We start from the raw sequence: 12,097 nt of genomic DNA, 5'->3' as shown, positions 1-12,097 counted from the left end.
CCCCTCTATCGCCCGGCGGCCTCGTCGAGGGCGTACTTGACCAAGGCGTTGGCGTGTCCGTGGCCCATGCCGTGCTCGGCCTTGAGCCAGGCCACGAGTTCCATGTGCGTGGTCGGTGCAGCGGCGTCGATCAGTCGTCTCCACTCGGCGATCGAGCGACCGTACTTCCTCTCGATCGCCGGAAAGTACGAGGCCGGGCCCTTCGTGGTCATGCGTTCGCTCCTCGCCGTCGGTGGGCGCCGTCCGGTGTGGCGGCGCGGCCGGGCCGGGGAGGTTCCCGGCCTGATGGGCGTACGGAGGGTGGACCGGCGGGGCGGGAAGTACTCGTCGCCCATCCCGCGTGATCCGCGTCACATACCCGGCCGGCCGGGGCACGGGATCGGGCGTCGCGCGGCCCGCCCGGGCGGGTCCGCCTCGACCCGTGCGCCTCGCGGGCCGGTGGCGCGCGTCGGCAACGGCGGGTGGGCGCGCGCGTTCGCGAGGTCAGCCCATCCGCAGGGCCGCGGCCACCTCGGTGAGTCGGTCGAAGGACCCGGTGCCGGCGACGACGGTCGTGGCCCCCTCGACACCCCCGGTGTCCTCCAGGACGAGGGCGTCGTACCGGCCGCCCTCGTACCGGGTCCAGGCGCGACCGTCGATCTCCTCGGTCCGGTCGGTGGCGACGGCGCCCTGGGTCGCGTCGTCGACGACCTCGGCGGGCTTCCCGGTGGACTGCCGGACCTGGGCGTAGGTGCCTTCGGGGCCGTGCAGGCCCAGGTGCCAGGTGTCGGACTCGGCACCGCGGTAGCGGACGGACGTGGCCTTCCACTCCTCCGCCAGGCCCTCGGGGGCCGCCACCGGGTAGGGCGCGGCACGCCGCGCGGTGAGCAGCTCTACGCGGTAGTCGACCCTGGGGAGGTCGGGGGCACTGTCGTCGTGCGGGAGGAAGAGCCAGATCACCAGCCCCGCGAGAAGGACCACTCCCATCGAGAGCACCATGTCCCGGGCTGTCCGCTGCTTGCCTTTGGTACCTGCCACGGCACCATCGTCGCAGGTCGCTCTCGCGCTCATCCGCAGGGTCCCCCGCTCATGCGTGGGACTCCCCCTGCTCATTTCGTCTGCCTAACGATAGAGTCGGGATCGGCACCCCCCATCCGGCCGTCGTCGTATCAGAAAGGTGCGCTCCGATGACCGAGCATCACCACCTGCCCTCCGAGCTGGACGTCCCGTCCGAGGCGCCCGACCGCAACCTGGCGATGGAACTGGTCCGCGTCACCGAGGCCGCGGCGATGGCCGCCGGCCGCTGGGTGGGGCGCGGCGACAAGAACGGCGCGGACGGAGCCGCGGTCCGCGCCATGCGGACGCTGGTCCAGACGGTCTCGATGAACGGCGTGGTCGTCATCGGCGAGGGCGAGAAGGACGAGGCGCCGATGCTCTACAACGGCGAGCGGATCGGTGACGGCACCGGTCCCGAGTGCGACATCGCCGTGGACCCCATCGACGGCACCACGCTGACCGCCAAGGGCATGACCAACGCCATCGCGGTACTGGCCGCCGCCGAGCGCGGCACGATGTTCGATCCCTCGGCCGTCTTCTACATGGACAAGCTGGTCACGGGCCCGGAAGCGGCCGACTTCGTGGACATCGACGCCCCGGTGGCCGTCAACATCCGCCGGGTGGCCAAGGCCAAGCGCTCCACCCCCGAGGACGTCACCGTCGTCATCCTGGACCGGCCGCGGCACGAGGGCCTGATCGACGAGGTCCGGGAGACCGGCGCCCGCATCAAGTTGATCTCCGACGGGGATGTCGCCGGGTCGATCCTGGCACTGCGCGAGGGGACCGGCATCGACCTGCTGCTCGGCGTCGGCGGCACCCCCGAGGGCATCATCTCGGCGTGCGCGGTCAAGTGCCTGGGCGGCACCATCCAGGGCAAGCTGTGGCCGAAGGACGACGAGGAGCGCGAGCGGGCCCTCGACGCCGGACACGACCTGGACAGGGTGCTGACCACGGACGACCTGGTCTCCGGGGACAACGTCTTCTTCACCGCGACCGGGATCACCGACGGCGAGCTGCTCCGAGGGGTGCGGTATCGCGCGGAGACCGCCAGCACGTCCTCGATCGTCATGCGGTCGCGGTCGGGCACGGTTCGGCGGGTCGATTCCGAGCACCGGCTCAGCAAGCTGCGGGCCTACAGCACGATCGACTTCGAGCGGGCCAAGTGACCTGAAGCCCGCACCAGCGCGGGCCCGACCGCCCTGGCGGGGTGTCCCGAGCGGGCGCGGTGGTCGCCCCGGGCCGAAGCGAGGGGGTGGGGCGCACCCCCTCGCGGGCACCGTCGGCGGCCCCTCAGCCCGCGGCGGCCACGCGGGCGGCTCGGGCGGACTTCTTGAGCTCCAGATCCCGGCGTCGCCGGCGGGCCAGGACGATCCGGCGCTCGGCCGCCGTGAGGCCACCCCAGACGCCGTAGGGCTCGGGCTGGAGCAGGGCGTGCTCCCGGCACTGGATCATGACGGGACAGCGCCCACAGACCCGCTTGGCCGCGTCCTCCCGGGAGAGCCGGGCGGCGGTCGGCTCCTTGGACGGCGCGAAGAAGAGGCCGGCCTCGTCGCGCCGGCAGACCGCCTCGGTATGCCAGGGGGCGTCGTGGTCCCTGTCGCGCGTCGGTACCCGCTGGGCCGGGACGGCGGCTAACTTCAGGGACGAATGCGGCGGTTGCGGCACGGTCTACTCCTGACGACGGCTTCGCGAGCGAGAGACGATGCGTCAAGGCCTACCCGCTGTAGGCGGGCCTATGCACTGCGTTCCGAACCACGAGACCCGCTCCCGTCCCCGCGCACCGGCCGCCGCGCCGACGCACCGACGCCCGTGCGGTGACGGCAGGGCCCCCGCCGACCGGGGCACCCCTCGGGGCGCCGACCAGGCCGTTCGACCGGCGATTCCCCGCCGGGCCGGGGGCCTCGATCGGCCGCCGCGCGGTCCACGCCGGGCCGACCGAGCCCGACCTCACACCGACTGAGCCTTACCTCACCGGATACCGCTCGCGGGTACGTCCTACGCTGGTGGACGCTGCCCATGGAGGCCAGCCGCTGTCTGCCGTGAGTGAGGAATTGGCGAGATGTCGGAGTTCGCGTACACCGATCTGCTCCCCCTGGGGGAGGACACGACCCCGTACCGGCTGGTGACCTCCGAGGGGGTCTCCACCTTCGAGGCCGGCGGTCGGACGTTCCTCAAGGTGGAACCCGAGGCGCTGCGCAAGCTGGCCGAGGAGGCGATCCACGACATCCAGCACTATCTGCGCCCCGCCCACCTGGCGCAGCTGCGCCGGATCGTGGACGACCCCGAGGCGTCCGGCAACGACAAGTTCGTCGCCCTCGACCTGCTGAAGAACGCGAACATCGCGGCGGCCGGGGTGCTGCCCATGTGCCAGGACACCGGCACGGCGATCGTGATGGGCAAGCGCGGACAGAACGTCCTGACCGAGGGAGACGACCCGCGGGCCCTGTCCCGGGGCATCCACGACGCCTACCGGAAGCTGAACCTGCGGTACTCGCAGATGGCGCCGCTCACCATGTGGGAGGAGCGGAACACCGGCACCAACCTTCCGGCCCAGATCGAGCTGTACGCGAGCGACGGCGACGCCTACAAGTTCCTGTTCATGGCGAAGGGAGGCGGCAGCGCCAACAAGTCCTTCCTCTACCAGGAGACGAAGGCCGTTTTGAACGAGTCCTCCATGATGCGGTTCCTGGAGGAGAAGATCCGGTCTCTGGGCACGGCGGCCTGCCCTCCTTACCACCTGGCCATCGTGGTCGGCGGGACGTCCGCCGAGTACGCGCTGAAGACCGCCAAGTACGCCTCCGCGCACTACCTCGACGAGATCCCCTCGGAGGGCTCCCCGCTCGGGCACGGCTTCCGGGACCGGGAGCTGGAGGAGAAGGTCTTCGAGCTGACGCAGCGGATCGGGATCGGCGCGCAGTTCGGCGGCAAGTACTTCTGCCACGATGTGCGCGTGGTGCGCCTGCCCCGGCACGGGGCCTCCTGCCCGGTCGCGATCGCCGTGTCGTGCTCGGCCGACCGACAGGCGGTCGCCAAGATCACCGCCGAGGGCGTCTTCCTGGAACGGCTGGAGACCGACCCCGCGCGCTTCTTGCCCGAGACGACGGACCGGCACCTGGACGAGGGCTCGGTCGTCGAGATCGACCTCAACCGGCCGATGGACGAGATCCGCGCCGAACTCACCAAGTACCCCGTCAAGACCCGATTGTCGCTGACCGGACCGCTGGTGGTGGCCCGGGACATCGCCCACGCGAAGATCAAGGAGCGCCTCGACGCCGGCGAGGAGATGCCGCGCTATCTCAAGGACCACCCGGTGTACTACGCGGGGCCCGCCAAGACCCCGGAGGGCTACGCGTCCGGGTCCTTCGGCCCGACCACGGCCGGCCGCATGGACTCGTACGTGGAGCGGTTCCAGGCCGCGGGGGGTTCCCTGGTGATGTTGGCGAAGGGCAACCGGAGCCGCCAGGTGACCGAGGCGTGCGACACGTACGGCGGCTTCTACCTGGGGTCCATCGGCGGGCCGGCGGCGCGGCTCGCCCAGGACTGCATCAAGAAGGTCGAGGTCCTGGAGTACGAGGAGCTGGGCATGGAGGCCGTCTGGAAGATCGAGGTCGAGGACTTCCCGGCGTTCGTCGTGGTCGACGACAAGGGCAACGACTTCTTCCAGGACCCGGCACCGGCACCGACCTTCACCGCCATCCCGGTCCGGGCGCCGGGGACGCCGTGACGCCGCGAGCGGCCCGGCTCCGACCGCCGGGGCCCTCGCGACCAGGTCCCGCTCCGGCACGGCGGTGCCCCGGAACATCCACCCGCCGCCTCGCGCTGTAGGAGGCATGAGCGAATACCGCATCGAGCACGACTCCCTGGGAGCGGTCCGGGTCCCCGCCCACGCCAAGTGGGGGGCGCAGACGCAGCGCGCGGTGGAGAACTTCCCGATCTCCGGGCAGCGCCTGGAACGGGCCCACATCGAGGCGCTGGCACGGATCAAGGGCGCCGCGGCGAAGATCAACGCCCGCCTCGGCGTCCTCGACCAGGAAATGGCCGAGGCGATCGAGAGCGCGGCGGAGGAAGTGGCCGCCGGCCGTTGGGACGAGCACTTCCCCGTCGACGTCTTCCAGACCGGGTCCGGCACCTCGTCCAACATGAACGCCAACGAGGTCCTCGCGGCACTCGCCGCAGAACGGCTGGGCCGACCGGTCCACCCCAACGACCACGTCAACGCGTCCCAGTCGTCCAACGACGTCTTCCCCTCCTCCCTCCACATCGCCGCCACCGCCGCCGTGAGCCGCGACCTGATCCCGGCACTGGAGCACCTCGCCGCGACGCTGGAACGCAAGGCCGAGGAGTTCGCCGACGTGGTCAAGTCGGGCCGGACCCACCTGATGGACGCCACACCGGTCACCCTGGGGCAGGAGTTCGGCGGCTACGCGGCCCAGGCCCGCTACGGCGTCGAGCGCCTGCGCGCCTCCCTCCCCCGGCTCGCCGAGCTGCCCCTGGGCGGGACCGCCGTCGGCACCGGAGTCAACACCCCGCCGGGGTTCGCCGCCTCCGTGGTCGAGGAGGTGGCGCTGCGCACCGGACTGCCGCTCACCGAGGCCCGCGACCACTTCGAGGCACAGGGCGCCCGGGACGGCGTGGTCGAGACCAGCGGACAGCTGCGGACCGTCGCCGTCGGTCTGACGAAGATCGCCAACGACCTGCGCTGGATGGCGTCGGGTCCGCGCACCGGCCTCGCCGAGATCCGCCTTCCCGACCTTCAGCCCGGTTCGTCGATCATGCCGGGGAAGGTCAACCCCGTCGTGCCGGAGGCGGTGCTGATGGTGGCCGCCCAGGTCACCGGGAACGACGCGACGATCGCCGCGGCCGGCGCCTCCGGCAACTTCGAACTGAACGTGATGCTCCCGGTCATCGCCAAGAACGTGCTCGAGTCGATCCGCCTGCTGGCCAACGCCTCCCGGTTGCTCGCCGACAGGACCGTCGCGGGCGTGACGGCCGACCGCGAGCGGGCCCGCGAGTACGCGGAGTCCTCGCCGTCCGTCGTCACCCCTCTCAACCGCTACATCGGCTACGAGGAGGCGGCCAGAGTCGCCAAGCGGGCGTTGGAGGAACGACGGACCATCAGGGAGGTCGTCCTGGACAGCGGGTACGTGGAGCGCGGGGAGCTGACCATGGAACAGGTGGACGAGGCCTTGGACGTCCTGCGGATGACCCGGCCCTGACACGCGCGCCCGCACCCGGCCCTCGCTCCCGACGCCCGGGGGACGCCTATCGCCGGGAGCACGGGCCGAACCGAGCGCGGCCTCGGAACGCGGGTCCCCCGATCCGGGCGGAGCGCGCCGGACCGAGGCGGTGCGGCGGGCCCGACCGTCCTACCATCTGGCCATGGAAGACGGCGAGACACTGCGTTCCGCGACCGACGAGCGGGCCGAGCCGCCCGGCGTGGCCGCGCCCCGGGCGGCGTCGGCGCCACCGCGTTTCTGGGCGCCGGGGAGCAGGATCCTGTGGCGCTACCGGGAGAACGGCGGCGCCCGCCCCCACATCGTCCGGCCCGTCACCGTCGTCCGCGACGACGCCGACGTGCTCGCGGTCTGGCTGGCTCCCGAGACCGAGTGCGTGAAGCCCGTGCTCGACGACGGTAGGCCCGTCCATCGGGAGCCGCTGGCGACGCGCTACACCCGCCCGCGAGGGGTGGCCCGGCACCGGTGGTCCGGCACCGGCGTGCTGAAGCTGGCCCGACCGGGCCAACCGTGGTCGGTGTGGCTGTTCTGGGAGCCGGGTTGGAGGTTCCGACAGTGGTACGTGAATCTGGAGGAGCCGCTCACCCGCCGCCCCGACGGGGTCGAGTCGGAGGACCACTTCCTGGACATCTCCGTCCGCCCCGACCGCACGTGGCGGTGGTTGGACGAGGACGAGTTCGCCCAGGCCCAGCGGGACGGACTGATGAGCGCCGCCCAGGCGGACCGGGTGCGCCGGGCCGGACGGGAGGCGCTGCGCGTGATCAGCGCCTGGGGGCCGCCGTTCCCGGACGGCTGGGAGGACTGGCGCCCCGACCCGACCTGGCCGGTGCCGCGGCTGCCGGAGGGCTGGGACCGCACACCCGGGGGAGGGTCCGCATGAGACCCTTGTCCGGCCCCCCGGCGAGAATCGTAGGATCGTCCGCAGGCAGACCCGGCGACAAGCGCCCGCGAATACGGCGGGCTTGATCGATCGTCAGCGAGGGGCGGCAGGACGTGAGCCAGAGGGACGACGACACCACCGGCACGGGCGGACACTCGCCGGCGCGCCGCGGCGGCGGAAGCCCCGACCGGATCGCCGAGCGCGCGGGAACCGCGTTCCCCGGGGTCGGGTTCGGGGTATCGGAAGCTCCGCGGGACGCATTGCGCGCGCGGCGCGCAGTCGCAGACGGACGGATTCGACACGCGTGACGGAGCACCCGATCTCCTTCGAACGCCCCGGGCGGGACGACCTGACGGACACTCACGAGGCGTCGCCACCGGCGGCCGGAGCGGCCGACTCGCCCCGGGACCACACGGGCGACCAGGCGGACGACGCCTCCTCGGCGAGGAGTCCCCGCTCCGGGCACGGGCCCCACACGACAGGGTCCGGCCCCGAGCCGGGGACGCCGCGCCCGCGACCCGCCCCCGACGACGTGCCCGCCCGGGCCGGTGGCGGGCCGGGCGGCCTTCCTCCCGGGGGCACCGACCGCCGCACCGGACAGCCCTCGCCGGGCCGCCCCACGCCGATGCGCCGGGACGGCGACCGGCTGCGGTTCGTGGGGGCGGCGACCCGGCGGATCGCCCGGGGCATGGATCTCGACGAGATCGTCATGGGGCTGTGCCGGGCGACCGTGCCCACGTTCGCCGACGCGATCCTGGTGTACCTGCGCGAGCCGCTCCCGGTGGGCGACGAGCGCCCGGTGGGCCCGTTGGTGCTGCGGCTGCGCCGGACGGATCGGATTCCGGCGGGCCGGGACGCGGAGAGCGGCTTCCTGATCGCCGACCGCCCCGAGCCCTCCGAGCTCGACTCCTTCGGCGCCGAGTGGTGCGAGGTCCGGCAGGGCAGCGCGCTGGCCGAGGTGCTTCGCGGGGTTCGACCGGTCTTCACGGACGCCCCGGCCACCCGCGCCGCCCTACCCGAACTGCTGGGCGAGGGACGCGAGTCGGCCGTTCCCGACGGGCGTCGCGCGATCCTGGCGCCGCTGCGCGGTCGCCGGCGGGTGATCGGCGCCGCGTTGTTCCTGCGCCGTCGGGAGCGGGTCGCGTTCGAACCGGACGACCTGCTGGTGGCGGCACAGCTCGCCACGCACAGCGCGCTGGGGGTGGACAAGGCCGTGCTGTACGGCCGCGAGGCCTACATCGCGGACGAGTTGCAGCGCACCATGCTGCCGGAGCACCTGCCCCGCTGCACCGGCGTGCGGCTGGCGTCCCGATACCTGCCGGCCGCCGAGACGGCGAGGGTGGGGGGCGACTGGTACGACGCGATCCCGTTGCCAGGCAGTCGGGTCGCGCTGGTCGTGGGCGACGTGATGGGCCACTCCATGACCTCAGCCGCGATCATGGGGCAGCTCAGGACGACGGCGCAGACCCTCGCCGGCCTCGATCTCCCGCCCCAGGAGGTGCTGCACCACCTGGACGAGCAGGCGCAGCGTCTGGGCACCGACCGCATGGCGACGTGCCTGTACGCGGTCTACGACCCGGTGGCGCACCGCATCACGGTCGCCAACGCGGGCCATCCGCCGCCCGTGCTGTTGCACCTCGGCGGGCGGGCCGAGGTGTTGCGGGTGCCGGCCGGCGCGCCGATCGGCGTGGGCGGGGTGGACTTCGAGGCGGTGGAGCTGGAGGCTCCGGCGGGCGGCACGCTGCTGCTGTACACGGACGGGCTGGTCGAGTCGCGGTTGCGGGACGTGTGGACCGGGATCGATCAACTGCGGGACAAGCTCGCCGCGACGGCACGGCTGACGGGTCCCGACCATCCGCCCCCGTTGGAGGCCCTGTGCGACGAGGTGCTGGACATGCTCGGGCCTGGCGATCGGGACGACGACATCGCACTGCTGGCGGCGCGGTTCGACGGGATCGCGCCGAGCGACGTGGCGTACTGGTCGCTGGAGCCGGACGAGACGGCCCCGCGGCAGGCGCGCCGGCTGGCCCGCCGCGCGCTGGACCGGTGGGGTCTGGAAGAGCTGACCGACGCGGTGGAACTGCTGGTCAGCGAGGTGGTGACGAACGCGGTGCGCTACGCGACCCGGCCGGTCACCCTGCGTCTGCTCCGCACCGACGTGCTCCGGTGCGAGGTGGGGGACGACGTGCCGCAGTTGCCGCGGCTGCGGCAGGCGCGGGCCACCGACGAGGGCGGACGGGGGTTGTACCTGGTCAACCGGCTGGCCCGACGGTGGGGCGCGACCCGGTTGAGTACCGGCAAGGTGGTGTGGTTCGAGCTGCGCAGGGGCTGACCGGCGGGGCGGCGGCGCGAGCCCGGCGCGCTCCGGGGTGGGTCGCCCCTGAGCCGGTCGGCGCACCGCCGGGAGGAGCGGGTCGGGGACATCGGGCCGTTCCCGCCGGGATGCCGACCGGTCTTCCGGGCGGGGGCCGGAGACCGGTCGGGTCAGACGTGCTCGCCGGGGTGGACGAGATCCTCGACGCCGACCGGCAGCGGTGGTTCCTCGGGGGACTCCTCGGCGGTCGGTTCGGGGTCGACAGGCGGGTCCGGGCTCGGTTCGAGAGGCGCGGGTTCCTCGGTGGGCTCCTCGGTGGGTTCCTCCGAGGTCGGCGGGGCGGAGGTCGGTTCCTCCTCCGACGGCGTCGCGGTGTCGGGTTCCTCGGTGGGCGTCGGGGTCGGCTCCGGGGCGGGCGGGGTGACGGGCGGCGCCGCCGCGCCCCGCGTGGTCTCCAGGTCGAACTCGATGCCGCTGTCCGTGACGCCGAACATGTACGCGGCCCAGATCCGGGCGGGGAAGCCGCCTCCGTCGACCCGCGCCACGCCGCCGGCGCCGTACATCGGGACCTGGCCGCCGGTCTCGGCGTCCTCGCCGAACAGGCCGACCGTGGTGACCAGCTCCGGCGTGTAGCCGGCGAACCACGCGGACTTGTTGTCGTCGGAGGTGCCGGTCTTGCCCGCGACCTGCTGACCGGCGCGGAGCGGGTTGTCGCGCACCGAGCTGCGCGCGGTGCCGTCGTCGACCACGCCGGTGAGGACGGACGTGACGGTGTCGGCGGCCTCCCGGCTGATGACCTGGGCGCCGACGGGGTCGGGGAAGGAGACCGCGCGCGTGGCGTGCTCCGCCGACTTCACGATCGCGGGGGTGACCTGCCTGCCGTGGTTGTCCAGGGTGGCGTAGACGGCGGCCATCCGCAGAGGGCTCGCCCCCATGCTGCCGAGGGTCTGGGCGGGTACGGGCTCCACACCGTCCATGTCCATGCCGAGCTTGCCGGCGGTCTCCAGCACCCTGGACATGCCGACGTCGACGCCCATCTGGGCGAAGGCCGAGTTGACCGACCGATTCATCGCCTCCTGGACGGTGATCTGGCCGTAGCTGCCGTCGTCCTCGTTCTCGGGCGCGAAGCCGACCTGTACACCGTTGTCGACGACGGGTCGTTCGCTGGTGCCGTCGTAGTGGGTGCTCGCGGTGATCGGCACGCCGCTCTGGGTGCTCGCGCCCTCCTCCAGCGCGGCGGCGAGGATCACCGGCTTGAAGGTAGAGGCGGGCTGGTAGTCGTCACGGGTCGCGTTGTTGACGAAGTGCTCCAGGTAGTCCACGCCGCCGTACATGGCGACGACGGCGCCCGTCTCGGGGTCGACCGAGACGGCGCCGGCCTGGACGTCGGCGTCGACCTCCCGGTCCGGGTCCAGGGCGCTGGTGAGCTGGGAGGCGACCGCGTCCTCCAGCGCCGCCTGCTTGTCCTTGTCGATGTTGAGCGTGAGGGTCCAGCCGCCCTCCTCGACCAACGCGCGGGCCTGGTCGGCGTCCTCCGCGGTGCCCTCCGCGACCAGCCGGGTCTCCAGGGCCTCGTCGGCGGCCTCCACCAGGTAGCCGATCTGGCCCTGGAGGCCGGCCGACGGCGTCGGTTCCTCCGGGACGGGGAAGTTCATGCCGGCGCGTTCGGCGGGGTCCAGCCACTCCTTCTCGACCATGTTGTCCAGGACGTAGTTCCAGCGCTGCTGGACGAGCTTCTTGCCGTTGTCCCCGGCGACCGCCCAGTCGTACTGATTGGGGGCCTGGAGCAGCGCGGCGAGGTAGGCGCCCTGCTCGATGGTGAGGTCGTCGGAGTCGACCTGGTAGTAGGCCTGGGCCGCCGCCTGGATGCCGTAGGCGCCGCGGCCGTAGAAACTGGTGTTGAGGTAGCCGGCGAGGATCTCGTCCTTGGTCTTCTCCCGGTCCAGCTTCAGGGAGATGACGATCTCCTTCAGCTTGCGGGAGACCGTCCGGTCCTGGGTCAGGTAGTAGTTCTTGACGTACTGCTGCGTGATCGTCGAGCCGCCTTGCGCCCCCTTGCCGGTGACCGTGTTGAACACGCCGCGCGCGGTGCCCTTGAGGTCGATGCCGGCGTCGTCGTAGAAGGTCTTGTTCTCGGCGGCGACGAAGGCGTGCCGGACGTCCTGCGGCACCCTCGACAGGTCGACGATCTCGCGCGGGTAGCCGTGCCGGGTCATGAGAGAGCCGTCGCTGTAGCGGTAGACGTTCCCCTGACGCTGGGCGTCGGCGTTCCCCTCCGGGATGTCTATCACCATGTACAGCGCGACGAAGGCGCCCATGCCGAGCAGGCAGAGGCCGAGGAAGGTGCCGAGCAGCTTCTTCCACGTGAACAGCCGGCGTATGCCGCCCCGACCGCCGGCGCGTTGCCGCGGCGTTCCCTCTTCGGTTCGTCCCATGGATGCGATCCGCTCCGGTTGGCTCGGGTGTGTGCTCGGCCGTCGCACGAGTGTCGTCGGCGGGTCGGCTCAGAAAGCTAACACCGCCAGATGTGACAAAGGTCCGCCGATCCGACCTTTCGGGACGTGAGAATCAGCACCTGTCCCCGGTGGAACCGACGCACGCGGGGGCGCCGGCGGTTGCCGCCCGGACGGGCCG

At 72.5% G+C, this 12,097-nt stretch carries 9 protein-coding genes; 5 read left to right on the top strand and 4 right to left on the bottom strand.

The genetic code is table 11. The features are described 5' to 3' along the window. Positions 1–5 precede the first annotated feature (5 nt). Together JEK78_RS14870 and JEK78_RS14865 are read right to left on the bottom strand one after the other, a co-directional pair. Positions 6–212 (bottom strand): DUF4287 domain-containing protein, encoded by a 207-nt coding sequence (locus JEK78_RS14870; protein ID WP_200259310.1) that lies wholly within the window; start codon positions 210–212, stop codon positions 6–8. Positions 213–483: 271 nt separating this feature from the next. Beyond that, a complete protein-coding gene (locus JEK78_RS14865; protein ID WP_200259309.1) occupies positions 484–1,017 on the bottom strand; it encodes a DUF4245 domain-containing protein in 534 nt (177 codons plus the stop codon). Between the two features lie 149 nt (positions 1,018–1,166). Here JEK78_RS14865 and glpX point away from each other — a divergent pair, with 149 nt between their 5' ends. Continuing rightward, entirely contained in the window at positions 1,167–2,201 is a 1,035-nt protein-coding gene (gene glpX / locus JEK78_RS14860; protein WP_200259308.1) for a class II fructose-bisphosphatase, read from the top strand. A 124-nt stretch (positions 2,202–2,325) separates the two neighbouring features. Here glpX and JEK78_RS14855 read toward each other — a convergent pair whose 3' ends face one another. Continuing rightward, positions 2,326–2,700, bottom strand: a complete 375-nt coding sequence (locus tag JEK78_RS14855; protein WP_200259306.1) for a WhiB family transcriptional regulator — start codon at positions 2,698–2,700, stop codon at positions 2,326–2,328. Between the two features lie 394 nt (positions 2,701–3,094). Between JEK78_RS14855 and JEK78_RS14850 the strand changes: the two genes are divergently transcribed. The 4 genes from JEK78_RS14850 (at position 3,095) to JEK78_RS14835 (ending at position 9,481) form a co-directional block, all read left to right on the top strand. Beyond that, complete coding sequence (locus JEK78_RS14850; RefSeq protein ID WP_200259304.1) at positions 3,095–4,759, top strand: fumarate hydratase; 1,665 nt, start codon at positions 3,095–3,097, stop codon at positions 4,757–4,759. Between the two features lie 106 nt (positions 4,760–4,865). Further along, a complete protein-coding gene (locus JEK78_RS14845) occupies positions 4,866–6,251 on the top strand; it encodes a class II fumarate hydratase (protein WP_200259302.1) in 1,386 nt (461 codons plus the stop codon). Positions 6,252–6,414: 163 nt separating this feature from the next. After that, complete coding sequence (locus JEK78_RS14840) at positions 6,415–7,149, top strand: DUF402 domain-containing protein (RefSeq protein WP_200259300.1); 735 nt, start codon at positions 6,415–6,417, stop codon at positions 7,147–7,149. A gap of 304 nt (positions 7,150–7,453) precedes the next feature. Beyond that, entirely contained in the window at positions 7,454–9,481 is a 2,028-nt protein-coding gene (locus JEK78_RS14835) for an ATP-binding SpoIIE family protein phosphatase (protein ID WP_200259298.1), read from the top strand. A gap of 152 nt (positions 9,482–9,633) precedes the next feature. On the opposite strand, the gene JEK78_RS14830 is transcribed toward JEK78_RS14835, so the two are convergent. Continuing rightward, positions 9,634–11,898 (bottom strand): transglycosylase domain-containing protein, encoded by a 2,265-nt coding sequence (locus tag JEK78_RS14830; RefSeq protein WP_200259296.1) that lies wholly within the window; start codon positions 11,896–11,898, stop codon positions 9,634–9,636. Between the last annotated feature and the right edge of the window lie 199 nt (positions 11,899–12,097).

Source organism: Streptomyces sp. HSG2 (assembly GCF_016598575.1).
In the GTDB taxonomy this organism is placed as follows: Bacteria; Actinomycetota; Actinomycetes; order Streptomycetales; family Streptomycetaceae; genus Streptomyces.
The sequence above is the reverse complement of the archived record's forward strand: the minus strand, read 5'-3'. Positions and strand labels throughout refer to the sequence as shown.